The sequence below is a fragment of the Acidovorax sp. BoFeN1 genome (assembly GCF_003345135.1).
Lineage (GTDB): Bacteria > Pseudomonadota > Gammaproteobacteria > Burkholderiales > Burkholderiaceae_C > Acidovorax > Acidovorax defluvii.
On sequence record NZ_QOZT01000061.1, the window covers coordinates 1 to 24,422 of the forward strand.

Consider the following 24,422-nt stretch of genomic DNA (forward strand, 5'->3'; position numbering starts at 1 on the left):
CCCTACCCCTCAGTCCCTGAGCCCCAGCGGTGCCGCACAGGCACCACAGACAAGGCCGGTAGCTTTCATTAGCTACCGGCCTTTTTCTTTTTCCCTTGTGGGGAGTGGCTTTGGCCAGTGCGCGAACGTGCGCTGATGGGTGCCGGAATCCGGGGGGTGGTGGTTGGGGCAGGTGTTACCCCAAGCCCCGCTCAATCCGGGAGAACCACCCCCAGCTCGGCGAGCTTTTGCGCATATCCATCCCTGCGCTTGGCTGCTTTGGCGGCCGTATCCACAGCCGCCTGGATGGCCTTGGGGCCCTTGGCTGCTACAGCCTTGATCAGCCCTTGCTTGTGGGCGGCGTCTGCCTGCGCCCTTTTGTAAGTGGCGATCAGCTGGGCATGGGCAACGTGTTGATTCACAGGGGCTTTCCATTGGCTAAAGTGCCATTTTCGGCGCATTTTCCAGGCCCGCCTCGCACCGGCAAAGCCACGCGATGACGCGAATGCGACGACACGGACCCCAAGGGGGTAGGGACGACAGCCCAGGGGCCGTTCAGCGACTGGCGTCACCTTTCAGCTTGCGCAGTTGTTCCTCGGCCGCGTCCAGCTCGGCCCTGAGTGCCCGTATTTCCCTCTCAAGCCTTTGAATGTTGGCGGCACTGCCCTGATCGGCAGAAAGCAGCTTGCAATCGTGTTGCAGCGTGGCGAGTTGGTCAGCGAGTTGCTGGCGAAGCAGCATTCGCCCCTTGGCACGGGCGAGGTCGATGCGCTTTTCGAGTTCGGTCTGCTCTGCAGCGCATGAGGTGCTGTCGTGCACCGCAACCGCGGGCTGCGCCATGGCGGAGCCTGCCAGGGCCATGGCGATGACCAAAGTGCAACAAGAGCGGACGTGCATACAGGTACCAGAGGGATAGAGGGTTGAGCATGACAGCATTTGCGCATGCGCTTGCGCTTGCGGCCGGGATTTGGCGCGCGCAACGGGCGCACACCGCAGCTGGGGCCAGAACCGAGGCCACGCAGTTGCAGCAGCGTGCGGTCTTGTCATGGCTTGTTGTGCTTACTGCGCCGCCAGCACCAGGAAGTCCTGTTCATACCCTTTCACCGACTGCACCGCCTTGAACCGCTGCGCCGCCGTCATGGCGTTGTGCACGCGCGAGAAGCCTTCGCAGCCTTCTTGCACCAGCGTCTGCGCATAGCGCTGATAGGCCGCGTCGGGCGAGGTGTTGAAGCGGGCGATGTAGCCGCGCAGCAGGGTGCGGGCCTGCTCGGTGTTGGCGCGGTCTTGGGCAATTTTTTGCAGCATTTGCACCAGGTCTTTCTGGCGGCGCAGGCGTTCGGCGTAGGTGCGCTGGGGGTCAAACGATGACTGGGCGATATACGCGCGCAGTGCGGCTTTTTGCGGTTCGTCCAGGGTTCCGTAAAAGGTTTCTGCGCGTGACGAGAGTTGTTTGAAACGCTGCTCGCGCAGTTTGTCGGGCGTTAGGTCGACCCATTCCTCTTTCCAGTCGGCGTTGCTGCTGGCCTGTTTCTTTTGCAGGTTGCGGATCTGGGCGTCGGTGAGCTGGGTTGCCAGCCACACCAACTTGGGCTCGGCCTGGGTCACCACCTTGTCGAGCTGGGTGCGCACCGCGTCGTAGGTGCGGCAGGCCTGGTCGGGCGACATGGCAGACGGCAGCTGCTGCTGCACCTTTTGCAGCAGCTCGGCATGCCGGGGCAGCATGGTGCCGCGGTGCCATTGGTGCAGGTCACCCAGTTCGTCGCGCACGCGATCGGTTTGGGTTTCGGACAGGTCGAAGTAGCTGTTGAGCTGCCAGTAGGCCAGGTGTGGCACCTGGTTGTAGGCCAGTTTGATGGTGCTGCAGCCTTGCAACAGCAGACCGCAGGCTGCCAGGGTGGCAGCACACAATGCTGTGCGAACGGGTGACGATGCGCGCACGCAGGCTCCTGGTAAATAAAGAATGACCGAACACCCAGCATAGGGCGATCGCGGTGCGGGGAAATTTGCGGGGTGCAATACCCCGGTCAGTGTGCAAGGATTGACGGCAACAAGGCGCCGCGGGGCGTTGCCGCACCGGCATTGGCGCTGTGTGCCGGGGGCTGGTATCGAGTGGCGCTGGTGCGCCACAGGGAGCTCAGTTGTCCTGCCGGCCAATCAGTTGCCGCCCCTGGGGGGTGATGGCCATTTCACCGTCCGCCTTTTTGCTGATGAGCCCCCACTCCAGCAACCGCCCCGAGAGGTGCTCTTTGAGTGCCCCGTCCTGGGTGATGACCTCGCCCATCTCCAGCCGTTTGAGCACATCGATTTCGTCCACGGTGGGGTCAAAATGCGCTGCGTGGTAAGTGTTCGTCATGGTGGGTCTCCGGGTAGCTGTTGTATATGCCACTGGCAGCATCAGGGTAGACCGATGGCCTGCGCAGCGCAAGCGCCGCCCCAAAGAACCCACTGGCCGTATCGGCGATGATGGGCAGGTGCGGGTGGCTGGCGCCGCCCTTTGAACAAGTTCATGCCCTATGCCCATGCTTTACGCCATTGCTGCGCTATTCACTTTTCAATTGCTGGGGGAAGCCCTGGTCCACCTCCTGGGCCTGCCCCTGCCCGGCGCCCTGATGGGCATGTTGCTGTTGCTGGGCGCCATTGCCGCGCTGGGGCGGGTGCCCGAGGCGCTGGAGCGCACGGCGGGTGGCCTGCTGCAGGCCATGATGCTGCTGTTCATTCCGGCCATCGTGGGCGTGATGCTGCACTTTGAGCGCATCGCACGCGAATGGCTGCCGTTTCTTGCCGCCTGCGTTGGCGGTGCCGTGGTCACGCTGGTGGTGACGGCCTGCACGCTGCGCTGGCTGCTACGCAGGCAAGCGCCCGCGGAAAAGTGCGCCCCATGAGTGTCGATCTGCCCGCCCTGGTGGCCACGCTGGCCGGCACACCGCTGCCCTGGCTGGTGTTGACGCTGCTTGCCTATCTGGGCGCGCTGGCGCTTTACCGGCGCAGCGGGGCACACCCGTTGCTGATTCCGGTGTTGACGGCCGTCGTTTTCATCGTGGTGGTGTTGATGGCCACGGGCACGCCCTATGCCACCTACCGCGATGGCGTCAGCCTGCTGAGCCTGCTGATCGGCCCGGCCACGGTGGCGCTGGCTGTGCCGCTGTATGGCCAGCGTGCACGCATCCGCCCCATGTGGCGGCCCCTGTGCATTGCGCTGCTGGTGGGCAGCGCGGCGGCCATTGCATCGGCGCTGCTGATTGCCTGGGCCCTGGGAGGAACACTGGAGACGCTGATGTCGCTCGCCCCCAAGTCCGCCACCATGCCCATTGCCTTGCCGGTGGCCGAGCGCATGGGCGGCCTGTCCTCGCTGGCGGCGGTGGCGGTGGCCATCACGGGCATTGCCGGAACCATTCTCGCGGGGCCGGTGCTTCGGCTGCTGCGCATCCACGATCCGGCGGTGCGCGGTTTTGCGGTGGGCCTTACCGCCCACGCCATTGGCACGGCGCGTGAACTGCAGGTGCACCCTACGGCCGGCGCCTTTGCCGCGCTGGCCATGGGGCTCAACGGCGTGGTCACCGCTGTGCTGGTGCCACTGCTGGTGTGGTGCATGCAGTGGCTGGGCGCTTCATGACGCGGGCGCGTCACCCTGCACCACGCCTTGTGCCGCGCCCTGCAGCCACCGCGCAAACGAGGCCAGCACCGGGGGCTGCGCCTGCGCGGGGCTGATGAGGTAGTAGGCACGTTCGCCGCGCAACGGCCGGGCGCAGGCCACCACCAGCTCGCCACTGGCCAGCTCGGCCTCGATGAGCAGCGGCGGAATCAGCGCCACCCCCATGCCATGCGTGGCCGCCACGGCCAGCATGGAGAACAGCTCGTAACGCGGGCCGTCGAGCGCGTGCGGGGCGTCCACCCCCATCGCATCAAACCACTGGCGCCAGCCATAGGGGCGCGTGCTTTGCTGCAGCAGGGGCAAGTCGGCCAGCGCCTCGGCGGCGATAGGCTGGTGCGCGCGACCCCGGCCACGGGGAGCAGCGGATTCGAGCAGGCGCGGGCAACACACGGGCAGCACGTCTTCGTGCATCAGCAGCAGCGCCTGCACGCCGGGCCAGTTGGCCACCTGCTCGGACGTGCCGGCATACAGCGCGGCATCAAACGTGGTGTCGGCAAACAAAAAGGGGCGCGTCTGGGTTTCGATGTGCACCACGATGTCGGGGTGCTGCTGCGCCAGTTGGGGCAGGCGCGGAATGAGCCAGCGTGTGGCAAACGTGGGCACCGCCGCCAGCGTGAGCGTGCCGCCCTCGCCCTGGTGGGCCATCACGTCGAGGGTGTCGCGCTCCAGCCCCTGCAGCCAGCGCGCCACCTGGCGGCCATAGTGCGCACCGGCGGGCGTCAGCACCACGCCGTGGCGGGTGCGGCGAAACAGCTGCACGCCCAAAAACTCTTCCAGCGCCTGGATCTGGCGCGACACGGCGCTTTGCGTAAGCGACAGCTCTTGCGCGGCACGGGTGTAGCTCTCGTGGCGGGCGGCGACTTCAAAACAGGCCAGGGCCTGGGTCGATGGAATGTTGCGGCGCATGATGAACAGGAACTTGAAACCGGCCCAGCAACCTGCGTGAGCCCCTTGCGCCAGTATTCCATAAATTCGTAAAACGCATATCTGGATGAAAAGAACTCGCTTGCAGAGGCTCCGGCATCGGCCTACGATCCCGCTCAAGTCATCGCCCAACGCGCATTCTGCAGGGCCTGGCCCCGCCCTTTTCTTGTTCTTGTTTGATCTGGAGACACGCATGGCCCACGCCGCATTTCAATGGGATGACCCCTTTCTTCTCGACCAGCAACTGACCGACGACGAGCGCGCCATCCGCGACGCCGCCAACGCCTATTGCCAGGACAAGCTGGCCCCGCGCGTGCTGGAAGCCTTCCGCCACGAGAAGATGGACACCACCATCTTCCGCGAGATGGGCGAGCTGGGCCTGCTGGGCCCCACCATCCCCACGCAGTACGGCGGCGCCGGCCTGAACTATGTGAGCTACGGCCTGGTGGCGCGCGAGATTGAGCGTGTGGACTCGGGCTACCGCTCCATGGCCAGCGTGCAAAGCTCGCTGGTGATGGTGCCCATCAACGAGTTCGGCACCGAAGCGCAAAAGCAGAAATACCTGCCCAAGCTGGCCAGCGGTGAATTCATCGGCTGCTTCGGCCTGACCGAACCCGACCACGGCTCCGACCCCGGCAGCATGGCCACCCGCGCCTACAAAACGGCCGGCGGTTACAAGCTCAAGGGCAGCAAGATGTGGATCACCAACAGCCCGGTGGCCGACGTGTTCGTGGTCTGGGCCAAGGAAGTCTCCGAAGGCGGCGCCGTCGGTCCCATCCGCGGCTTCATCCTGGACAAGGGCATGAAGGGCCTCACCGCCCCCGCCATCCACGGCAAGGTGGGCCTGCGTGCCTCGATCACCGGCGAAATCGTCATGGACGACGTGTTCGTGCCCGAAGAAAACGCCTTCCCTGAAGTGCAGGGCTTGAAGGGCCCCTTCACCTGCCTGAACAGCGCACGCTTCGGCATCGCCTGGGGCGCCCTGGGTGCCGCCGAATATTGCTGGCACACCGCCCGCCAGTACACGCTGGACCGCAAGCAGTTTGGCCGCCCCCTGGCCGCCAACCAGCTCATCCAGAAGAAGCTGGCCGACATGCAGACCGAAATCACGCTGGGCCTGCAAGCCTGCCTGCGCGTGGGCCGCATGAAGGACGAGCACCAGAACGTGGTGGAAATCACCTCGCTGATCAAGCGCAACAGCTGCGGCAAGGCACTCGACATCGCCCGCCTGGCGCGCGACATGATGGGCGGCAACGGCATCAGCGACGAGTTTGGCGTGGCACGCCACCTGGTGAACCTGGAAGTGGTGAACACCTACGAAGGCACGCACGATGTGCACGCGCTGATTCTGGGCCGTGCGCAGACGGGCATTGCAGCGTTTGCCAACTAAGGCACGCTGAAACGGCCCAAGCCGCTGCAAAAACACCGTACTTGCGGTGTTTTTGCCTTCTAGCGCTTATGCAGCAAGCGCTAATAGCTATAAATTAAATAGCGATTGACATCCATGACCACACTCCCCTCCTCCGCTGGCGCCCTGGCGGGCATCAAGGTGCTCGACCTCTCGCGCGTGCTCGCTGGCCCCTGGTGCACCCAGGTGCTGGCCGACCTGGGGGCCGATGTGGTGAAGGTGGAGCGCCCCGGCCTGGGTGACGACACGCGCCAGTGGGGCCCGCCCTTTCTGAAAGACGCCGAGGGCAATGACACCACGCAGGCCAGCTATTTCACGGCCTGCAACCGCAACAAGCGCTCGGTCACCATCGACATGGCCACGCCCGAGGGCCAGGCGCTGATCAAGCAAATGGCACTGCAGGCCGACATCGTGGTGGAGAACTTCAAGGTCGGGGGCCTGAAGCAATACGGGCTGGACCACGAGAGCCTGCGCGCCCTCAACCCGCGCCTCATTTACTGCTCGGTCACTGGCTTCGGGCAAGACGGCCCGTATGCCGAACGCGCGGGCTACGACCTCATGGTGCAGGCCATGACGGGCCTAATGAGCATCACCGGCCAGGCCGACAACCAACCCGGCGGCGGCCCGATGCGTGTGGGCGTGGCGGTGATCGACCTCTTTACCGGCCTGTACGCCAGCAACGCCATCCTGGCGGCGCTGCACGTGCGCGACAACGCCACCAATGGCACGGGCCAGGGCCAGCACATCGACATGGCACTGCTCGACGTGGGCATGGCCGTGCTGGCCAACCAGGCGTCGGGCTTTCTGGCCACCGGCGAGGCGCCCGGCCGCATGGGCAACAGCCACCCGAGCCTCGCGCCCTACCAGGACTTCCCCACGCAGGACGGCAACATGCTGCTGGCCGTTGGCAACGACGGCCAGTTCCAGCGCTTTTGCGCCGCTGCCGATCAGCCGAGCTGGGCCAGTGACCCGCGCTACACCACCAACACGCTGCGCGTGCAGCACCGCACCGACCTCATCCCGGCCATGGAGGCGGTCACGCGCACACGCACCACGGCCTCATGGATTGCGTTGCTCGAAGACAAGGCCGTGCCCTGCGGCCCGGTCAACACGATTGCCCAGGCGTTTGACGACGCCCAGGTCAAAGCGCGCGGCCTGCGCGTGGAGCTGCCCCGATCGGCGGGCGACGGGATCACCTCGATCGCTGGCGTGGCCAGCCCGCTGCGCCTGTCGGCCAACCCGCCCGTGCTGCGCAACGCCCCCCCCGCGCTGGGCCAGCACACCGATGAAGTGCTGGCCGAGCTGGGCCTGAACACGCAAGCCATTGCTGCACTGCGCGACAAACAGGTTCTCTGAGGCAGGCGCGTGCGCGCGCCTCTTCGCCCCCCACGGATTCCCCATTGCAACAACAGGAGACAACACATGATCCGTCGCAACGCCCTGGCCCTGAGCCTGCTGGCCCTTTTTGGCACCGCCGCCCACGCACAGGGCTACCCGCAAAAGCCCATCCGCCTGCTCGTGCCATTTGCCGCAGGCGGCACCACCGACCTGATTGCACGCATCATTTCCGAGCCGCTGGGCCGTGAGCTGGGCCAACCGGTGGTGGTGGAGAACAAGGGCGGTGGCGGCGGCAGCATTGGCGCAGCCGAAACCGCGCGTGCCACCCCCGACGGTTACAACCTGGGCATGGCCACCGTGTCCACCACGGCCACCAACCCCGCCATCAACCCCAAGATTCCCTACAACGTCGCCACCGACTTCACGCCCATCATCAACATTGCCGCCACGCCCAATGTGATTGCGGCCCACCCCAAGCTGCCCTTCCAGGACTACAAGGGCATGCTGGCCGCCGTGAAGAAGGAACCGGGCAAATACGCCTACGCATCGCCGGGCAACGGCAGCATCACGCACCTGATGATGGAAATGTTCAAGCTGAGCACCCAGACCTTCATGGTGCATGTGCCCTACCGGGGCTCGGGCCCGGCCCTGAACGACGCCGTGGCGGGCCAGGTGCCGCTGATTTTTGACAACCTGCCCTCGGCCCTGCCCTTCATCAAGGAAAAGCGCCTCACGGCCCTGGTGGTGGCAGCGCCCCAGCGCGTGCCCGCCCTGCCCGATGTGCCCACCTTCAAGGAGCTGGGCCTGGAGTCGGTAAACCGCATGGCCTACTACGGCATCATCGGCCCCAAGGGCCTGCCCAAGGACGTCGTGGACAGGATCAATGCCGCCGTCCGCAAGGTGGTGCAAGACCCTGCCATCCGCAAGCGCATCGAGGAAACGGGCTCCATCATCATGGCCGACACCCCTGAGGCATTCGCCAAGCAAATGCGCGAAGAGCTGGCCGTGTACAAGGACGTCGTCGCCAAGCAAAAGCTCACCCTGGACTGAATTTCAATCAAAACGGGCTGTAGCCCTTTATCCACGAGCGCAAATAGCTATTAATTTGATAGCCATCTGCGCACTCAGGCATCCCATCCGGCCACGCATCGGTTCGCGGGGGCTGCCTGCCTGCCGCGCGGGATGGCGCCTGCGGTGGAAATTCGCCAGCCGAGGGTTGCGGCTGGTGCACCTGTGGAGTTTGAAGGCGCAACTTTTCACCCTCCGCACTTCGGCCTTGTCTTCATCGGCAAGGCCGTTTTGTTGTGGCGGCTGGCTGCGTGCTGGCAAGCAACACCTGGGGTACGCGGGACGCCCCGGCCTGAAAAAAAACGCCACCGGCCATTTTTGCGCTGCAAATCCTTGGCGTACAAATAAATACATTTATTCCCACTGCGCCCCCGATCGACACGCGCCTGCCGGCAGTGCGCCTGAAGCCGGTGGCAGCCATTCGCTGTTGCCGCATCGGCCGGTGGCACCAAAGGACTCCCCATTAAGCTCAGCCTCAAACTCCCTCTCGCCTTTACCGTGTCGCTGTTGCTGCTGTTGGCGGCGGCGCTGTTTGGCATCAGCCGCCTGAACCAGGCGCTCGACACCTACCAGACCTCCGTGACCCAAAGCTTCGAGCACGAGCGAATGGCATCCAGCATGCTCAATGGCTTCAAGGTGCAGGTGCAAGAGTGGAAGAACGTGCTGCTGCGCGGCAAAGACCCGGCGCAGCTCACGCGCTACTGGGCAGCTTTTCAAAAGCAGGAAAAATCCATCAACGAGCAGGCGCAAAAGCTGCTGGCCGCCCTGCCTGCCGGCGAGGGGCGCGAGCGCGTGTCGCAGTTTGTGCAGGCCCATGAGCGCCTGGGCGCCGCCTATCGCCAGGGTTTTGAAGCCTTCAAAGCGGCCGACCACGACCCCCAGGTGGGCGACAAGGCCGTGGCCGGCATGGACCGCGATCCCTCGCAGCTGATCGACCAGGCGGGAGCGCTGATCGCCAAGGCCAGCGGCGAAGTGGCTGCGCGCGCCGCGGCCACCGCGCAAACCGCCACCACCATCAGCCTGGTGGTGATGCTGGTGGTGTGCGCCCTGGGCATTGGCGGTGCCGTGGCCTTCAGCCGCACGGTGGTGAAACCGCTGGACAACGCCGTGCGCGTGTCGCAGGCGGTGGCCGGTGGCCGGTGGCGACCTTACGGTGGCAACCGAGGTGCGCGGCAAGGACGAGATTGCACAGTTGCTCAACGCCCTGTATGGCATGCAGATGAGCCTGTCGCGCGTGGTGAGCAATGTGCGCAGCAACGCCAACAGCGTGGCGGCCGCCAGCAGCGAGATCGCCCATGGCAACAACGATCTCTCGGCGCGCACCGAGCAGCAGGCCAGCGCGCTGGAGGAAACCTCGGCGTAGATGGAAGAGCTCAACTCCACCGTGCAGGCCAACGCCGACAACGCCCGCCAGGCCAATCAGCTGGCCGTGAACGCATCCACCGTGGCGGTGCAGGGCGGCGATGTGGTGGCCGAGGTGGTGGCCACCATGAAGGGCATCAACGACAGCAGCCGCAAGATCAGCGACATCATCAGCGTGATCGGCGGCATTGCCTTTCAGACCAACATCCTGGCGCTGAATGCCGCCGTGGAAGCCGCGCGCGCCGGTGAACAAGGCCGTGGTTTTGCCGTGGTGGCCAGCGAGGTGCGCAGCCTGGCCCAGCGCAGCGCCGAGGCCGCCAAAGAGATCAAGACCCTCATCCACGCCAGCGTGGAGCGCGTGGAACAAGGCACCACGCTGGTGGACAAGGCGGGCGCCACCATGACCGAAGTGGTCAGCGCCATCCGCCGCGTGACGGACATTGTGGGCGAGATCAGCGCCGCCAGCAGCGAGCAAAGCGCGGGCGTGGCCCAGGTGGGCGAAGCCGTGACGCAGATGGACCAGGCCACGCAACAGAACGCCGCGCTGGTCGAACAAAGCGCGGCAGCGGCCGACAGCCTGAAGGTGCAGGCGCAGCAGCTGGTGGACGCCGTGGCCGTGTTCCGGCTGTTGCCCGGCGAGGGGCACGATGCAATCGCCCCCGGGCCGGGCCGGCAAGCCCGCCGGCTGACGGCGGCCTGAATCAACGGCCGCCCCCCGGTAGCCCCTCCGTTACCCGAGGGGGCGGCGCCGGGGTGGATTTTTTTCTGTCGCCGAAAATCCGGGGGAAACGGGCTACAGCCCAATAAAATCAAGCGGAAACAGCTATTATTTATATAGCATTCAGACCTGAGAGTCCGGCCCCTGGATATCTCAAGTGTCGTTCTGCCAGATCACTCCGAAGCCCCTGGACGGGTCCCAAGGCGAGCGGCGCAACAAGCCCCAGGCATTGCCGCACAGCCCGGCGGCACCGGTCAATGGAGCCGCTCAAAACCGCTTTCCACCCAGGCCAGAGCACTGGCGGGCGTGAGCTTGAAGCTGGGCGGCGCGGGCGCGCGCGCCAGTTCCTCGCCCAACTCGTCCTGCGCGCTGAGCGTGGCCGTGGCACCCTCTTCATCGGGCACGATGACCAGGGCCACGCGCAGCCGCTGGCCTTGGGCCGTGGTGATCGTCACGTTCTTGTTGAGCTGTGCGTGCAGCTGCTGCTCATGGCGGCGCAGCACCTCGCTGGCCGTCTTGACCAGGGTGTTGAAGGCTGACACATCGAGTGGCTTGGGGTTTTTCTTGTCACGCCCCATGGTCCACGGCCCCACCAGCGCGGGCTCGGCCTCGCCCTGCAGCGTCATCGACACGGCCCAGCCATCGTCGTCCTCGTTCTTGATGACGCGTGCCGTCCAGCGCTCGTCGCTCCAAAGGCGGGGTTCGTGGATGGGGGTGGGGGTGTCGTCGTCGGTGTCGGTCATGGGTGCGGGGCAGAACGGGAAAAAGGCGCAGAGCATACGGCGGTTTGGCCCGGTCTGGCCCGGTGCGGCCCACCACCGCTTGTAACAGCCGCGCATGGTGCGGGGGCTTTCGGCCCTGCACGGTGGGCACCGCCGACCAGGCTGCGGCCGGCTTTGTCGGCGCGGGCTGATATTTCCCACTGCCCGAGCGCTTCTGCTTCTAAAATTTGTAAAAACGCGTATCCACGCAAAGGACATTCCCATGAAAAACGTGCAGCGAGATATTGAAGAGCGCACCAACCTCACAGGCACCAACCAGTTCGAGCTGCTGCTTTTTCGCCTGGGCGCCGACAGCGCACTGGGCAAATCCGAGCTTTTTGGCATCAACGTTTTCAAGATCCGTGAGATCGTGGCCATGCCCAGTATCACGCCCATCGCGGGCGCAACGGCGTATTCGCTGGGGGTGGTCAACCTGCGCGGGCAGATCATCCCGGTGCTGGACCTGCCGGCCATTGTGGGCTGCAAGCCCAAGACCGGGCTGAACATCATGCTGGTGACCGAATATGCGCGCACCACGCAGGCGTTTGCCGTGGAGTCGGTGGAAGACATCGTGCGGCTCGACTGGAAACAGGTGCTGTCCGCCGAGGCCAGCGGCGCCGCCGGCAAGCTGGTAACCAGCATTGCGCGGCTGGATGGCAACACCGATGGCTCGCGGCTGGCGCAAGTGCTGGATGTCGAGGCCATCTTGCAGTTGGTGTCGCCGCCCGAGGGCAACCAGGTGGATGCCCAGAAAGTGGGGCCCCGCCTGGTGATGAAGCCCGGCACCATCATTCTTGCGGCCGACGACTCGTTTGTGGCCCGCTCGCTCATCGAACAAGAGTTGCAGTTGCTGCACGCCCCCTTCGAAATGGTGAAGTCGGGCAAGGAGGCCTGGGACCGGCTCAATGCCTTGGCCATCCAGGCAGCGGCCGAAGGCAAGACTGTGTGCGACAAGGTGGCACTGGTGCTGACCGACCTGGAAATGCCCGAGATGGACGGCTTCACGCTGACGCGCCAGATCAAGCAGGATGCGCGCTTTCATGGGCTGCCGGTGATCATCCACTCGTCGCTCTCGGGATCGGCCAACGAAGACCATGTGCGCAGCGTTGGCGCAGATGGCTATGTGGCCAAGTTTGTGGCCGAAGACCTGGCAGACGCCATGCGGCGGGTGCTGCCCTCCTGACAGGGTCGGCGAGGCGATTATTCAAGCAAAAAATGGCTCTAGCCATTACTGGTAAAGCGCTGACAGCTATATAAATAATAGCATTCGCAACCTCTTTGGCGAGCCGGCGGATCACCAGGGTTTTGCGCGGCACTGTGGCGCGGTGGCGCCAGTCGTCGCACCCACCACGGCGGCGCACCACGAGGCAGGTCAACCGGAATGGCCCGCCAGGCGTCTAATGGATGGCGCAGGACCGCGAAGTTGTAACACCCCGCCGGGGCGCTTTTCACGGGCTTTACGCAATGGGCGGAACGCCATGCGCAACGCCAGAATCTGACCACCATGACACATCACCCGCTTGCCCGCATTGTTTCTGCCGTTGCGCTTGCCGCACTGGCCACGGGCTGCGCCGTGGTTCCTGGCGACCCTTACTACACGCCACAGCCCACCGGCTACGGTGTGTATGAGCAGCCCGCCTATATCTACGGCAGCCCGCCTCCGGTGTATGGCTACCCGGTGGCCCCACCGCCCGGCTATTTTGGACGCCGGTACGACGACCGCAATGACTGACGCGAACGCGAGCGTGCCCAGCGTGAACGCGAAGCCCAACACCAGCGCGAAGCCCAGCGTGAGCGGGAAGCGCGGCGCGAGCGCGAGGCCCGCCAGGCCCGGGAGGCCCACCGCGAACAAGACGCGCGCCGGGACCGTGAGCGTGACCAGGCACGGGACCAGGCCCGCCGTGAACAGGCCCAGCGGGATCATGCCAACCGCCCCCAACGCGACGACGATCGCCGCCAGCGTGGCGACGGCACGCACCGACCCGATCGCCCGGACCAGCCCCGTTGGCGAACCGACGCCCCACGCGGCCAGGGCAGTTGAGAACGTACCCGCGTTCTGAGGACTTCTTTCAGGAAAACCACCATGCCCATCGTGCGCAACTGCCTGGCCGCCTGTGCGGTGCTTGTGTGTTTCACCGCGCAGGCCCAGGTGCTGCGCTGTACCGATGCGCGCACCGGCCAGGTCACCTACACCGATGGCACCTGCCCGGGTGCCGCATCGGTTCGTGAGGTCGAGCCCCGCAAGACGCCGCAAGAAATCCAGCTCGAGCGTGAGCAGGCCGCCCAAGCGCTGGCGCGCAAGCAGCAGCAATTGCAGGCCGAAGCGGTCACCCGGCAAATTGACGCCGATCGCGACGCGCGGCGCGAGCGAGAACTGGCGGCAGGCGCCCCGCGCCCGGCTGCGCGCCCGCAGGACTATGCGCGGTCTGCAGAGTGCGCCCGGTCACGTCGCAACCTTGACGTGGTGCTCGGCAGCGCCGACGGCACCTATGAACAGAACCTGCGCGTCGAAGCCGCACAACGCCAGGTGGACCTGGACTGCCTGGGCCCCGAGGGCTATGCCGAGGTAGAAAAAGCCCGCGCAGGCAGGCAGATGCAGGCGCCTTCGGTCGTGGTGGTTCCGCCGCGCTATCCCGTCTACACCCGGCCGGCTCCGCCGCCCCCACCTCGCCGGATCACGCATTGCAACGTGTTTCGCTGCTACGACAGCCAGGGCAACAGCTACCCGCGCTGAACACCGGGCGGCGCCTTTCAGGGCGCCTTTGAGGGCAATCTTCAGGCGCGCAGGCCCGTGGCCACGGTGGGGTAGCGCAGCCGCAAGCCCAGCTCGTCCAGCAGGCGGTGGTTGTCAAGCCGGCGCGATTCGCTCATGAAACTCAACAGCATCACCGGAAGCGCATCCTGCGCGGTGCTGCGCGGCACCCTGGGCGGGCGCGGCAGCCCATACAGGTCGGCGGCCAGATCGAAATAGTCACCCATCTTCATCGCGCTGGCATCGCTGACGTTGTAAACCCGCTGGGGCTTGCCACGCCACAGCGCTGCCAGGCAGGCGCGCGCCAGGTCATCGGCATGGATGTGGTTGGTGTACACGTCGTCTTGCGCCGTGAGCACGGGGGTGCCCCTGCGCAGACGGGCCTCGGGGGTTCCGCCCTCGCGGTCAGGGGCATAAATGCCCGGAATGCGCAGAATGCTGGTGCGCACGCCAGCGCGCCCCAGGTGGCGCACGGCGCGCTCGGCATTCACGCGGCGCTGGGCACGGGGCGTGCCGGGTGCCACGGTGCGGGTTTCAGCCACCAGGGCGCCCGCGCAGTCGCCATACACCCCGCTGGTCGAGGCATACACCAGCGACACCGGCAGGCTGCGCAGCCGCAAGGCCCGCGTCAAGGCCACGGTGCGCGGGTCGCGCCACCAGGCGGCACCGCCACCGCCTTCGCCCGGCGGTGGTGCCAGGTGCACCACGCGGGTGGCCAGGCCCGAAAGACGGCGCAGCGTGGCAGCGTGGTCCAGGTTGCCCACCAGCGGCGTCACCCCCTGCGCGCGCAGGCTGCCCACGCGTTCGGCCTGGGAGGTGAGCGCCAGCACACGCAGGCGCTGCGCCCCCGGGCCGGTCAGCAGGTTGCGCGCCATGCGCTGACCCACATCGCCATAGCCCACGATCAGCAGGCGCTCGCGCCGAAACCGGGAGGGCAACGCGCCCAGCCCGCTGGTGACCGCCACGGTGCTCATGGGGTCACCTTCGTGCTGCGCAATGCGGCGCGCACTGGCAGCAAGCGGCGCTGCACGGCGCCCATGCGGGGCCACTGCACCACAATGGCACGGCGCTTGCCGTGGCTCTGGCGTGCTGCAGGCGCGCGCTGTAGCCACACGCGGTGGCAGGCCGTGGGGCTGTTAAGAGAGCGATCAGGTTCTAAGGGCAAAATCGGGGCCGTTCGCATGAAGACAACTTGAAGAATAGCCCAAGGATACCCACACCATGACCAGCACAGAGACGGCCAACGCAGCGTTCCAGATCACCGTGCAACCCAGCGGCCGCGCATTCAGTGCCAACGCAGACGAAGCCATCCTGGCGGCGGCCATCCGCAGCGGCGTGGGGCTGCCCTATGGCTGCAAGGACGGCGCCTGCGGTTCGTGCAAGTGCAAAAAAATCAGCGGCGCCGTGCACCATGGCGAACACCAGTCCAAAGCCCTGACGGCCGACGAAGAAGCCGCAGGTTTTGTGCTGACCTGCTGCGCCCATCCGCTGACCGACGTGGTGCTCGAATCGCGCCAGGTCACCGACGAAAGCGCCTTCCCCGTCAAGAAGATGCCCGTGCGCGTGGTTGCCTTCGAGAAAAAATCGCACGATGTCATGCAGTTGCGCCTGCAGCTGCCCGCGGCCGACACCTTTCGCTACCACGCGGGCCAGTACATCGAGTTCCTGCTGCAAGGTGGCGTGCGCCGCGCCTATTCCATGGCCAACGCCCCCCACACGCAGGCCGAGGCCCCGGGGCTGGAGCTGCACATTCGCCACATGCCGGGCGGCAAGTTCACCGACCATGTGTTCGGCGCCCTGAAGGAAAAGGAAATCCTGCGCATCGAGGGCCCGTTTGGCAGCTTTTTCCTGCGCGAGGATTCGGCCAAGCCCATCGTGCTGCTGGCATCGGGCACCGGGTTTGCGCCCGTCAAGGCGCTGATCGAGCACATGCAGTTCAAGGGCATTACGCGCCCCACCACGCTCTACTGGGGCGGCCGTCGGCCGGGCGACCTGTATCTGCACGACTGGATGCTGGCGCGCGCCGCGCAAATGCCCAACCTCACCTATGTGCCCGTGGTGTCCGATGCCCTGCCCGAAGACGGCTGGACGGGCCGCACCGGCTTTGTGCACCAGGCCGTGCTGCAGGATTTTGCCGACCTGTCGGGCCACCAGGTGTATGCCTGTGGCGCCCCCATCGTGGTCGATTCGGCACGCGCCGCCTACAGCGCCGAGCGCGGCCTGCCGCCCGACGAATTTTTTGCCGACTCCTTCACCTCCGAGGCCGACAAGCACGGCTGAACATTGCCGGTTGGCCGGGATGCAGGCCGCCGGCACGGTGCCCATCGCACCCGCCAGCGGCCTTTTTTCAGGGGGCTTGCTCCGTTTTTTGCACAATGGCGCCATGAACCGCCGAAACATCCTCCTCGCAAGTGCCGCTGCCGCAGCGGTTTTTTCCTCTTCCCTGGCCATGGCCCAGGACACGGGCGCACCCATTCGCCTGATCGTTCCCTACGCCCCCGGTGGCCCGCTGGACATCACGGCCCGCGCGCTGGCAGAGCGGGTGCGTGACTCGCTGGGCACGGTGATCGTCGACAACAAGGGCGGCGCGGGTGGCAACATTGGCGCCGACGCCATCGCCAAGGCCGCCCCCGATGGCCTGACCATCGGCATTGCCGCCACCGCCACGCATGCCGTGAACCCCTGGCTGTATGCCCGCATGCCTTACGACGCCGCCAAGGACTTTGCCGGCATCACCCAAATGGTGCGCGTGCCCAACGTGCTGGTCATGAACGCCGAAAAGGCGGCACAACTGAAGATCAACAGCGTGGCCGACCTCATCGCCTATGCCAAGGCCAACCCGGCCAAGCTCAACTATGGCAGCGGCGGCAACGGCAGCGCGGGCCACCTGGCGGGCGAAATGTTCAAGCAGCGCGCGGGCATCTTTGCCCTGCACATCCCTTACCGGGGCGGCAACCCGGCCCAGCTGGCCCTGCTGAGCGGCGAGGTGGACTTCAATATCGACAACCTTGCCACCGCCGCACCCAACATCCGCGCCGGCAAACTCAAAGCCCTGGCCGTGACCAGCCTGCAGGCCAGCCCGGCCCTGCCCGGCGTGCCACCGCTGTCCAGCACCTTCAAGGGCTTCTCGATCGACACCTGGTGGGGCCTGGTGGCGCCCGCCGGCACGCCCAAGCCGGTGATCGCCAAGCTGAACAAGGCCTTTGTGGCCGCACTCAACGCCCCCGAAGCCAGAACCCGCTTTGGCGCACTGCTCGCCGAGCCCGTGCCCACCACCCCCGAGCAATTCGACGCCTTCATGGCCAGCGAACGGGCCAAATACCAGTCACTGGTGAAAGCCTCGGGCGCCAAGGTGGATTGATGGATGGGGTGATCGCCTTCCGCCGCGACGGCAGGTAGCGCCCATTTATTTATATGAAATATGGCTGCAGCGCTTTTTCCATAAGCGCAAGCAGCTATATATTCAGGAGCATTCCAACACCTGACTAACTGACTTGACGTGTTGCCTGAATCGCCCAGTCAGCGCCCTGCACCCGGTCGATGCGCTGCGGGGCCACGGTCGCCAGCTGGTGCGCTGGCACCCGGTCAGGGGCCAGCTCGGCCAGGGGACACAACGCAAACGCGCGCTCGTGCAGGCGCGGGTGCGGCACCGTGAGCGTGGGGGTGTCGATCACCTCGTCGCCGTACAGCAGGATGTCCAGATCCAGCGTGCGCGGGGCGTTGCGGTACGGGCGCTCGCGTCCGGCCGCCTGCTCGATCGCCTGCAGTTGCGCCAGCAAGGCATGGGGCACCAGGGTGGTTTGCACCTGCGCCACAGCGTTCAGATAGTCGGGCCCGCCCGCATCCACCGGCGCACTGCCATACAGCGATGAAACGCCCTGCACGCGCGTGCCCGGCAGGGCCCCCATGGCCGACAGGGCGGTGCGCAGGGTGGCCAGCCGGTCACCCAGGTTGGCACCCAGGCCGATCCAGGCAGACACGGGCGCAGATGCTGCGGGGGCAGCGGAGGCCTCAGGCGCAAGTACAGGGTTGACCACCGGGGGTGCGGCACCCTGCATGAAGAAAACCCCGCTTATTCGCCAGCGGCGGCAGAGGCAGCGCCTTCGCCATTGCCAGCACTGGGCTTGCGACGGCGGCGGCGGCGCTTCTTGGGCGCATCGCCGTCAGCCAGCGGCGCGGCGGCGTCGGGCAAAGATGCCGTACCGGCGGCCGCCTCACGGGGCGCAGCCCCTGCGGCGGGTGCGCTGCGTGGCACGCGTTTGACTACAGGCTGGGTCTTTTGGCGGGCTTTCTGCTCTTCGCGGGCCTGGTCCATGAGGTCTTCGCGGCGTTCATCGCTGGCGCCCTGGAAGTCTTGCCACCATTCAGCCAGGGCTTCTTCGACCTCGCCCACATCGGAACGCAGGCGCAAGAAGTCGAATCCTGCGCGAAAACGCAACTGATCGACCATGCCAAAGGGCCCGCTGCCTACCCGCTTTTCAAAGCGCGGCTGCATCACCCAGATCTCACGCATGTCGGTCGCCAGCTTGCCGCGACCCGACACGTCGCCAATGCGCTTGTCAAACACCTCGTCGATGGCCTCCTGCAGCGCCGGCAGAGGGTGCTGGCGCTGGTTCTGGCGCTCTGTCCAGCCATTGCGCACGTCCTCCCACAGCACGCAGGCCAGCAAAAAGCTGGGTGCCACGGGCTTGCCTTCGCCCACCCGGCGGTCGGTGTCGGTGAGGGCGGCGTTCACAAACGGTGTGGCGGCACGCTCCACCACCACGTCCAGCAACGGATAGATGCCCTTGGCCATCCCCAGCTTCTTCAGTTGCTCGATAGTGGCAATGGCATGCCCCGTTTGCAGCAGCTTGAGCATTTCGTCAAACATGCGGCTTTGCGGCACCTCGGCCAGCAACAGTTGCGACTGCACCAGGGGCGCGGCAGTCTTGGTCTCGATGGTGAAGCCCAGGGCGCTGAGCTTGGCCGCAAACCGCACGGCGCGAATGATGCGCACGGGGTCTTCGCGGTAGCGCGTGGCGGGGTCGCCAATCATGCGCAGTGTTTTCTTCTTGGCGTCCTGCAGGCCCTTGTGGTAGTCCACCACGATCTGGCTCACCGGGTCGTAGTACATGGCATTGACGGTGAAGTCGCGCCGCGTGGCGTCTTCGTCCTGCGGGCCCCAGACGTTGTCGCGCAGCACGCGGCCGCTGGCATCCACGGCATGTTGCATGCCCGACAGCTGAGCCTTGCTGGTCTTTTCGTTGCCCGCCACCTGGCCTGCGGCAGCGTTGTCGAGGTAGGCGCGGAAGGTGGAGACCTCGATCACCTCGTGCTCGCGCCCCCGGCCATGCACCACGTGCACGATGCGAAAGCGCTTGCCGATGATGAAGGCGCGGCGAAACAGCCCCTTAACCTGCTCGGGTGTGGCGTTGGTGGCCACGTCGAAGTCTTTGGGGCGCAGGCCCAGCAGCAGGTCGCGCACGGCGCCACCCACGATGTAGGCCTCATAGCCCGCCTGCTTGAGGGTGGCCACCACGTCGGCGGCGCGGCGGTCCACCAGCTCGGGGTTGATGCCATGCACCGAGGCGGGCACCTCTTCACGCTTGCCGAAATGCGGCTTGCCGCCCGAGGTGCCGGGCGTGGATTTGCCGAGCAGTTTGTTGATGAACTTCTTGATCATGGGTATGCAGTAAACAGGTGGAGCGGCGCAAACATGCGGTCAGGGTGCAGTTTCAGGGTGAGGCATCCTGCGCGGTGGCGGGCTGTGCATTCTGGTTTGTGCCGTCCGAAAACAGGTCCAGTATGCGCCAGCCGCGCTCATGCGCCAGCGCTCTGAGCCGGGCGTCGGGGTTGGTGGCAACAGGGTGGTTGACTTTTTCCAGCAGCGGCACATCGTTCATGGAATCGCTGTAGAAGGTGCTCTCCACATCGCCCCACGAAAGCCGCCGCTCGGCCAGCCATTGTTCCATGCGCCGCACCTTGCCTTCGCGCATGGTGGGAATTCCGTCGATTTCGCCGGTGTACCAGCCTTGTGCATCGCGGGCCAGTTGCATGGCCAGCAACTGCTGCACCCCCAGGGCCTGGGCAATGGGCCGGGTCACGAATTCGTTGGTGGCAGTGATGATCAGTACCTCATCGCCGGCCGCCTGGTGCTGGCGCAGCAGATCGCGCGCCTGCGGCTGTATGGCTGGCCCGATCACTTCGCGCATGAACTGGGCATGGGCGGCCGCAGCGGCCTCGGGCCCGCGCTGGCGCACGGCCTCGATGGCAAACCGCACATAGTCGTGCACATCGAGCGTGCCGGCCTGGTAGTGCGCATAGAACTCGTCGTTGCGGCGCGCAAACTCCACGGGGTCGTTCCAGCCAATGCGGATGGTGAACTCGCCCCACTCGTAGTCGGAGTCAATGGGCAAGAGCGTGTGGTCCAGGTCGAACAGCGTCAGCCGGGGACGTTTTGTCTGGGTATCAGTCATTGATTCTTTGGCATGCGATAAATCCAACCCGCAGCAGCAACTGGCGCGGCCCACGCCAGGGCTCCCGCGCAAGGGCCGCCCCGCCGCGCCGGGAGCGTCCCCCTTCCGAATCGCGCAGCGATTCAAGAGAGAGGGGAAGGCGCCGAAGGCGACACAGGGGGGTGCTCATCATTCCGACTCCAGCATGGCCTTGAGCAGCGGGATGGTGATGGCGCGCTGGGTGCGCAGCGCATAGGCATCGAGTTGATCGAGCAGTTGCATGAGGCTGCCCAGGTCACGCGAGAAGCGGTTGAGCATGAAGTCCATCACCTCATCGCCCAGAAAAACGCCCCGGGCATCGGCCTCCTGGCGCAGCACTGCACGGCGGGCGGTTTCGTCGAGCAATTGCAGTTGGAACACATGGCCCCAGCCCAAGCGGCTGCGCAGGTCGTCGCGCAGCGGCAGGTCGGCGGGTGGCAGGTTGCCGGCCGCCAGCACCCAGCGCGGCGCACCGTTGGCGGGGCTGATGGCATTCACAAACCAGTTGAAGGCCATGGCCTGCTGAGCGGTGCTGTACAGGTGCACATCGTCCAGCACCACGGCAGCCCAGCGCTCGTCAAACTCGGCAGGCATGGCCACCGAAGCATCGAGCCAGCCCACGCTGGCGCCCTGGTCGCTCAAGGCCTGTCGCACCGCCTTGAGGAGGTGGGTCTTGCCACTGCCCGCCTCGCCCCACAGGTAGGTGGGCACCGGTGAGCGGGTGTCCGGCTGGCTGCCCTCCCCTGCCCACAGCCGCAGATGCTGCAGCGCGGCCTCGTTGGGGCCGGCGAAAAAACGCGACAGAGTGGGCCCGGTGGCCAGGCCGATGTCCAGGGCCAGCTGTTTCATGGCTGCAGCCTGCTGACACAAGGGCAGGCGCAGGGATGGATCACAGGAGACAGCATGGGCGTGAAAGTCAAAACGAAGCAGGAAGTAAGGGTGAACGGACGGTGCGCGGTGCACAACCCGTAAAATCTGCGCAAATTTTAGTCTGCCGCGCACGCTGGTCCGTGCCATCCCTGCCATGAGCTCTTCCGCATCCACTCCTTCCCCCCTGTCTTACAAAGACGCTGGCGTTGACATCGACGCAGGCGACGCCCTGGTCGAGCGCATCAAGCCGCTGGCCAAAAAGACCATGCGCGAGGGCGTGCTCGCCGGCATCGGCGGCTTTGGCGCGCTGTTCGAGGTGCCCAAGCGCTACAAGGAACCGGTACTGGTCTCCGGCACCGACGGCGTGGGCACCAAGCTCAAGCTGGCTTTTGAATGGAACATGCACGACACCGTGGGCATCGACCTGGTGGCCATGAGCGTGAACGACGTGCTGGTGCAAGGTGCCGAGCCGCTGTTCTTTCTGGACTACTTCGCCTGCGGCAAGCTGGATGTGGATACGGCCGCTGCCGTGGTCGGCGGCATCGCCAGGGGCTGCGAGCTTTCGGGCTGCGCCCTGATTGGCGGCGAAACCGCAGAAATGCCCGGCATGTACCCTGCAGGCGAATACGACCTGGCAGGCTTTGCCGTGGGCGCGGTCGAAAAATCGAAAATCCTGACCGGCAAGGACGTGAAGCCCGGCGACGTGGTGCTGGGCCTGGCATCGAGCGGCGTGCACTCCAATGGCTTCTCGCTGGTGCGCAAGTGCATCGAGCGTGCCGAGGCAGCGGGCACCTTGCCCGCCACACTAGACGGCAAACCCTTCAAGCAGGCCGTCATGGAGCCCACGCGCCTGTATGTGAAGAACGTGCTGGCCGCGCTGGCGCAACATCCCATCAAGGCGCTGGCCCACATCACCGGCGGCGGCCTGCTGGAGAACATCCCGCGCGTGCTGCCCGAGGGCACCGCTGCCCACCTGCAAAAAGGCAGCTGGCCCCAGACCGAGCTGTTTGCCTGGCTGCAAAAGACCGCCGGCATTGACGACATCGAGATGAACCGCACCTTCAACAACGGCATTGGCATGGTGGTGGTGGTGGATGCGGCGAATGCCGAAGCCACGGCCGCCACGCTGCGGGCCACGGGCGAGCAGGTCTACACCATTGGCGCCATTGCGCCGCGCGGCGAAGGTGCCGCCGTAGTGGTGGCCTGATCGGCGCCGGGTTCGTTCCATCCCCTCGTCGCGCATGGCGCAACGCCCTTCCCCGGCCCCCAACGCCGCCACACAGCCTGAGCACGCCCCCGCCACGCCACCACCGCGCACACTGAGCCAGGGCATTGTGGTGGCCAGCTACCTGCTGATGGCGGCAGCGCTGCTGCTGGTGATGTGGCGCGGCCTGTTGCCCGGCCTGCTGTGCGTGTGCCTGGGCTTTCTGCTGACCCGCGCACTCACGGGCTGGTTTGCACAAGGGCTGAGGCGCCTGCAGCGCCACAACGCCCCAACAGCCCCCAGCCTGCGTGCGGCACAGATTGCCGCTGCGGCCCTGGTGATGCTGTTGCCGCTGGCACTGCTGGCGGCGGGCCTCACGCACTCGCGTGGCTACCTGGTCACTGCCCCGCAGCAATACCAGGAACTGCTGAACTACATGGCGCGCACCGTTCTGGAGCTGCGCCTGAAGCTGCCGGTGGATGTGGCCTCCCATCTCCCCGAGGGCGCTGCGGAAATCCAGCGCATCATCGCCAACTACCTGGGTGCCAAGGCGGGCTCGTTGGCCATGGCCGGTCGCGCCTGGCTGGCCGGGTTGTTGTTCGCCTATGTGGGCCTGCTGATCGGTGCGCTCGCCGCTGTGCGGCCACCGGTGCTGGCGCAGGCCCCGCTGGCCCAGCAGCTCAAAACGCGCATTACGCTGTTTGGCGAAGCGTTCCGGCAAATCGTGGCGGCGCAGTTCTGGATTGCCGCCTTCAACACCTTGCTCACGGCCCTGTTCCTGCTGTTCGTGCTGCCGCTGTGGGACCTGCGACTGCCCTACACGCCGATGCTGATCACGTTCACGTTTGTGGCCGGGCTGGTGCCCATTGTGGGCAACCTGGTGTGCAACGTGGTCATCACCATCGTGGGCTTGTCGGTGTCGCCACTGGCTGCGGCGGCCTGCCTGGGTTTTTTGATCCTCATCCACAAGGCCGAATACGTGATCAACGCCAAGGTGGTGGGGCGCCGCACGCAGATGGGCGTGTGGGAGCTGCTCTCGGTGATGTTTGTAGCCGAGGCCGTTTTCGGGCCCGCCGGGCTGGTGGCAGCGCCGCTGTTTTACGCCTATCTCAAAAAAGAGCTGGTGGCGGCACAGCTGGTTTAGCCGAAGCACCTGCAGCAGGCGGCATTGTCGGCCCGGTTTTCTGCAGCAGCCGCGTTTGCGCAGCACGGCGTGGGCAAACGCATACCACCCGAGAATGCCAATTGAGTGTTTCAGGCATCAAAGAATAGAATCCGCATGTAACACACGCCATCTTCCGCATTGATTCACGGGTGCGGGTCTTTCATCTCTCTTTTTCTCTTCAGAACGCTCCATGACTATTGCAAGAAAACTGGCACTCCTGGTGCTGTGCGCCCTCCTGGGCATGGTGGTCATGACGGCCTGGTTCCTGCTCTCCGAACGCAAACTCATCCTTGAAGAGCGTCAGACCGGCGTGCGCCAGGTGGTGGAGGTGGCCCACGGCATTGCGGTGCACTTCCAGGCGCTCAGCAGCAAGGGCGCGATGCCCGAGGAAGAGGCACGGCAACGTGCTGCGGCGGCCATCCAGGCCCTGCGCTACAGCGGCAATGAATACATCTGGATCAACGACATGCATCCCCGCATGGTGATGCACCCCATCCGGCCCGAGCTGAACGGGCAGGACCTCAGCGGCAACAAGGAACCCAACGGCCTGCCGCTGTTCATGGAATTTGTGCGCACCGTCAAGGCCCAGGGCGCTGGTTTTGTGCCCTACATGTGGCCTAGGGCTACGCTGAACAAGCCGTCGAAAATTTCCGCGCAAACCTGGATGACGCAGTTTTTTGGACTTTTATGCCTCTCGCGCGGCCCATTTGGGCAGTTCGCGGGGCGCTGAGGCCCGATTTCCGCCCTT

The 24,422-nt window shown here is 65.6% G+C and carries 25 protein-coding genes and 1 pseudogene; 14 read left to right on the top strand and 12 right to left on the bottom strand.

Features of this window, described 5'->3' with window-relative positions; translation table 11 throughout:
- Positions 1-191: 191 nt before the first annotated feature.
- The 4 genes from DTW89_RS13470 to DTW89_RS13485 all read right to left on the bottom strand — a co-directional run bounded on the left by DTW89_RS13470 (position 192) and on the right by DTW89_RS13485 (position 2,332).
- Entirely contained in the window at positions 192-401 is a 210-nt protein-coding gene (locus DTW89_RS13470; RefSeq protein ID WP_114656319.1) for a hypothetical protein, read from the bottom strand.
- A 133-nt stretch (positions 402-534) separates the two neighbouring features.
- Positions 535-840: a DUF1090 family protein gene (locus DTW89_RS19400; protein ID WP_161555640.1), complete on the bottom strand. Its 306-nt coding sequence runs from the start codon at positions 838-840 to the stop codon at positions 535-537.
- Between the two features lie 198 nt (positions 841-1,038).
- On the bottom strand, positions 1,039-1,917 hold the full coding sequence (locus tag DTW89_RS13480; protein WP_114656321.1) for a DUF6279 family lipoprotein: 879 nt from the start codon (positions 1,915-1,917) through the stop codon (positions 1,039-1,041).
- Positions 1,918-2,113: 196 nt separating this feature from the next.
- Positions 2,114-2,332, bottom strand: coding sequence for a hypothetical protein (locus tag DTW89_RS13485; RefSeq protein ID WP_114656322.1), 219 nt, complete (start codon positions 2,330-2,332; stop codon positions 2,114-2,116).
- Positions 2,333-2,498: 166 nt separating this feature from the next.
- Here DTW89_RS13485 and DTW89_RS13490 point away from each other — a divergent pair, with 166 nt between their 5' ends.
- Both DTW89_RS13490 and DTW89_RS13495 read left to right on the top strand, forming a co-directional pair.
- Positions 2,499-2,861: a CidA/LrgA family protein gene (locus DTW89_RS13490; protein WP_024815974.1), complete on the top strand. Its 363-nt coding sequence runs from the start codon at positions 2,499-2,501 to the stop codon at positions 2,859-2,861.
- Entirely contained in the window at positions 2,858-3,592 is a 735-nt protein-coding gene (locus DTW89_RS13495; protein WP_114656323.1) for an LrgB family protein, read from the top strand. Before DTW89_RS13490 ends, DTW89_RS13495 begins: the two co-directional genes overlap by 4 nt.
- Here DTW89_RS13495 and DTW89_RS13500 read toward each other — a convergent pair.
- The gene (locus DTW89_RS13500) at positions 3,587-4,537 is read right to left on the bottom strand and encodes a LysR family transcriptional regulator (protein ID WP_114656324.1); all 951 of its coding nucleotides are present in this window, start codon (positions 4,535-4,537) and stop codon (positions 3,587-3,589) included. The two genes, DTW89_RS13495 and DTW89_RS13500, sit on opposite strands and share 6 nt — an antisense overlap.
- 211 nt (positions 4,538-4,748) lie before the next feature.
- On the opposite strand from DTW89_RS13500, the gene DTW89_RS13505 reads away from it, so the two are divergent.
- From DTW89_RS13505 to DTW89_RS13520, 4 genes and pseudogenes are all read left to right on the top strand, one after another.
- Positions 4,749-5,945, top strand: a complete 1,197-nt coding sequence (locus DTW89_RS13505; RefSeq protein WP_114656339.1) for an acyl-CoA dehydrogenase — start codon at positions 4,749-4,751, stop codon at positions 5,943-5,945.
- Positions 5,946-6,059: 114 nt separating this feature from the next.
- On the top strand, positions 6,060-7,319 hold the full coding sequence (locus DTW89_RS13510; RefSeq protein ID WP_114656325.1) for a CaiB/BaiF CoA transferase family protein: 1,260 nt from the start codon (positions 6,060-6,062) through the stop codon (positions 7,317-7,319).
- Positions 7,320-7,385: 66 nt separating this feature from the next.
- Positions 7,386-8,351: a tripartite tricarboxylate transporter substrate binding protein BugE gene (locus DTW89_RS13515; protein WP_114656326.1), complete on the top strand. Its 966-nt coding sequence runs from the start codon at positions 7,386-7,388 to the stop codon at positions 8,349-8,351.
- A 480-nt stretch (positions 8,352-8,831) separates the two neighbouring features.
- A pseudogene (locus tag DTW89_RS13520) lies at positions 8,832-10,431 on the top strand (methyl-accepting chemotaxis protein).
- A gap of 272 nt (positions 10,432-10,703) precedes the next feature.
- On the opposite strand, the gene DTW89_RS13525 reads toward DTW89_RS13520, so the two are convergent.
- Positions 10,704-11,192 carry a hypothetical protein gene (locus tag DTW89_RS13525; RefSeq protein WP_114656327.1) on the bottom strand — a complete coding sequence of 163 codons (489 nt, stop codon included), beginning with the start codon at positions 11,190-11,192 and terminating at the stop codon, positions 10,704-10,706.
- A gap of 241 nt (positions 11,193-11,433) precedes the next feature.
- On the opposite strand from DTW89_RS13525, the gene DTW89_RS13530 reads away from it, so the two are divergent.
- From DTW89_RS13530 to DTW89_RS13545, 3 genes are all read left to right on the top strand, one after another.
- Entirely contained in the window at positions 11,434-12,393 is a 960-nt protein-coding gene (locus tag DTW89_RS13530) for a chemotaxis protein (RefSeq protein WP_114656328.1), read from the top strand.
- A gap of 321 nt (positions 12,394-12,714) precedes the next feature.
- A complete protein-coding gene (locus tag DTW89_RS13535; protein ID WP_114656329.1) occupies positions 12,715-12,942 on the top strand; it encodes a hypothetical protein in 228 nt (75 codons plus the stop codon).
- A 351-nt stretch (positions 12,943-13,293) separates the two neighbouring features.
- On the top strand, positions 13,294-13,944 hold the full coding sequence (locus DTW89_RS13545) for a DUF4124 domain-containing protein (RefSeq protein ID WP_114656331.1): 651 nt from the start codon (positions 13,294-13,296) through the stop codon (positions 13,942-13,944).
- Positions 13,945-13,985: 41 nt separating this feature from the next.
- On the opposite strand, the gene DTW89_RS13550 is transcribed toward DTW89_RS13545, so the two are convergent.
- Together DTW89_RS13550 and DTW89_RS19405 are read right to left on the bottom strand one after the other, a co-directional pair.
- Complete coding sequence (locus DTW89_RS13550) at positions 13,986-14,936, bottom strand: NAD-dependent epimerase/dehydratase family protein (RefSeq protein ID WP_114656332.1); 951 nt, start codon at positions 14,934-14,936, stop codon at positions 13,986-13,988.
- Entirely contained in the window at positions 14,933-15,076 is a 144-nt protein-coding gene (locus tag DTW89_RS19405; protein WP_161555641.1) for a hypothetical protein, read from the bottom strand. Before DTW89_RS19405 ends, DTW89_RS13550 begins: the two co-directional genes overlap by 4 nt.
- 107 nt (positions 15,077-15,183) lie before the next feature.
- On the opposite strand from DTW89_RS19405, the gene DTW89_RS13555 reads away from it, so the two are divergent.
- Both DTW89_RS13555 and DTW89_RS13560 read left to right on the top strand, forming a co-directional pair.
- Entirely contained in the window at positions 15,184-16,242 is a 1,059-nt protein-coding gene (locus DTW89_RS13555) for a CDP-6-deoxy-delta-3,4-glucoseen reductase (protein ID WP_114656333.1), read from the top strand.
- A 103-nt stretch (positions 16,243-16,345) separates the two neighbouring features.
- Entirely contained in the window at positions 16,346-17,323 is a 978-nt protein-coding gene (locus DTW89_RS13560) for a tripartite tricarboxylate transporter substrate binding protein (RefSeq protein ID WP_114656340.1), read from the top strand.
- A 124-nt stretch (positions 17,324-17,447) separates the two neighbouring features.
- On the opposite strand, the gene folK is transcribed toward DTW89_RS13560, so the two are convergent.
- The 4 genes from folK to hda form a co-directional block, all read right to left on the bottom strand.
- A complete protein-coding gene (gene folK, locus DTW89_RS13565) occupies positions 17,448-17,942 on the bottom strand; it encodes a 2-amino-4-hydroxy-6-hydroxymethyldihydropteridine diphosphokinase (protein WP_236637140.1) in 495 nt (164 codons plus the stop codon).
- Positions 17,943-18,034: 92 nt separating this feature from the next.
- The gene (pcnB, locus tag DTW89_RS13570; protein ID WP_114656335.1) at positions 18,035-19,624 is read right to left on the bottom strand and encodes a polynucleotide adenylyltransferase PcnB; all 1,590 of its coding nucleotides are present in this window, start codon (positions 19,622-19,624) and stop codon (positions 18,035-18,037) included.
- A 52-nt stretch (positions 19,625-19,676) separates the two neighbouring features.
- Positions 19,677-20,417, bottom strand: coding sequence for an HAD family hydrolase (locus DTW89_RS13575; protein WP_114656336.1), 741 nt, complete (start codon positions 20,415-20,417; stop codon positions 19,677-19,679).
- Positions 20,418-20,585: 168 nt separating this feature from the next.
- A complete protein-coding gene (hda, locus tag DTW89_RS13580) occupies positions 20,586-21,284 on the bottom strand; it encodes a DnaA regulatory inactivator Hda (protein ID WP_114656337.1) in 699 nt (232 codons plus the stop codon).
- A gap of 175 nt (positions 21,285-21,459) precedes the next feature.
- Here hda and purM point away from each other — a divergent pair, with 175 nt between their 5' ends.
- From purM to DTW89_RS13595, 3 genes are all read left to right on the top strand, one after another.
- The gene (gene purM, locus DTW89_RS13585) at positions 21,460-22,512 is read left to right on the top strand and encodes a phosphoribosylformylglycinamidine cyclo-ligase (protein WP_114656338.1); all 1,053 of its coding nucleotides are present in this window, start codon (positions 21,460-21,462) and stop codon (positions 22,510-22,512) included.
- A 34-nt stretch (positions 22,513-22,546) separates the two neighbouring features.
- A complete protein-coding gene (locus DTW89_RS13590; RefSeq protein WP_236637141.1) occupies positions 22,547-23,653 on the top strand; it encodes an AI-2E family transporter in 1,107 nt (368 codons plus the stop codon).
- Positions 23,654-23,864: 211 nt separating this feature from the next.
- Positions 23,865-24,404, top strand: a complete 540-nt coding sequence (locus DTW89_RS13595) for a cache domain-containing protein (RefSeq protein WP_236637142.1) — start codon at positions 23,865-23,867, stop codon at positions 24,402-24,404.
- Positions 24,405-24,422 lie beyond the last annotated feature (18 nt).

Coding starts and splice junctions, on each gene's coding strand:
- DTW89_RS19400 (WP_161555640.1), bottom strand. CDS start 840: ATGGCCCTGGCAGGCTCCGCCATGGCGCAGCCCGCGGTTGCGGTGCAC.
- DTW89_RS13485 (WP_114656322.1), bottom strand. CDS start 2,332: ATGACGAACACTTACCACGCAGCGCATTTTGACCCCACCGTGGACGAA.
- DTW89_RS13490 (WP_024815974.1), top strand. CDS start 2,499: ATGCTTTACGCCATTGCTGCGCTATTCACTTTTCAATTGCTGGGGGAA.
- DTW89_RS13495 (WP_114656323.1), top strand. CDS start 2,858: ATGAGTGTCGATCTGCCCGCCCTGGTGGCCACGCTGGCCGGCACACCG.
- DTW89_RS13500 (WP_114656324.1), bottom strand. CDS start 4,537: ATGCGCCGCAACATTCCATCGACCCAGGCCCTGGCCTGTTTTGAAGTC.
- DTW89_RS13505 (WP_114656339.1), top strand. CDS start 4,749: ATGGCCCACGCCGCATTTCAATGGGATGACCCCTTTCTTCTCGACCAG.
- DTW89_RS13510 (WP_114656325.1), top strand. CDS start 6,060: ATGACCACACTCCCCTCCTCCGCTGGCGCCCTGGCGGGCATCAAGGTG.
- DTW89_RS13515 (WP_114656326.1), top strand. CDS start 7,386: ATGATCCGTCGCAACGCCCTGGCCCTGAGCCTGCTGGCCCTTTTTGGC.
- DTW89_RS13525 (WP_114656327.1), bottom strand. CDS start 11,192: ATGACCGACACCGACGACGACACCCCCACCCCCATCCACGAACCCCGC.
- DTW89_RS13530 (WP_114656328.1), top strand. CDS start 11,434: ATGAAAAACGTGCAGCGAGATATTGAAGAGCGCACCAACCTCACAGGC.
- DTW89_RS13535 (WP_114656329.1), top strand. CDS start 12,715: ATGACACATCACCCGCTTGCCCGCATTGTTTCTGCCGTTGCGCTTGCC.
- DTW89_RS13545 (WP_114656331.1), top strand. CDS start 13,294: ATGCCCATCGTGCGCAACTGCCTGGCCGCCTGTGCGGTGCTTGTGTGT.
- DTW89_RS13550 (WP_114656332.1), bottom strand. CDS start 14,936: ATGAGCACCGTGGCGGTCACCAGCGGGCTGGGCGCGTTGCCCTCCCGG.
- DTW89_RS13555 (WP_114656333.1), top strand. CDS start 15,184: ATGACCAGCACAGAGACGGCCAACGCAGCGTTCCAGATCACCGTGCAA.
- DTW89_RS13560 (WP_114656340.1), top strand. CDS start 16,346: ATGAACCGCCGAAACATCCTCCTCGCAAGTGCCGCTGCCGCAGCGGTT.
- pcnB (WP_114656335.1), bottom strand. CDS start 19,624: ATGATCAAGAAGTTCATCAACAAACTGCTCGGCAAATCCACGCCCGGC.
- DTW89_RS13575 (WP_114656336.1), bottom strand. CDS start 20,417: ATGACTGATACCCAGACAAAACGTCCCCGGCTGACGCTGTTCGACCTG.
- hda (WP_114656337.1), bottom strand. CDS start 21,284: ATGAAACAGCTGGCCCTGGACATCGGCCTGGCCACCGGGCCCACTCTG.
- purM (WP_114656338.1), top strand. CDS start 21,460: ATGAGCTCTTCCGCATCCACTCCTTCCCCCCTGTCTTACAAAGACGCT.
- DTW89_RS13590 (WP_236637141.1), top strand. CDS start 22,547: ATGGCGCAACGCCCTTCCCCGGCCCCCAACGCCGCCACACAGCCTGAG.
- DTW89_RS13595 (WP_236637142.1), top strand. CDS start 23,865: ATGACTATTGCAAGAAAACTGGCACTCCTGGTGCTGTGCGCCCTCCTG.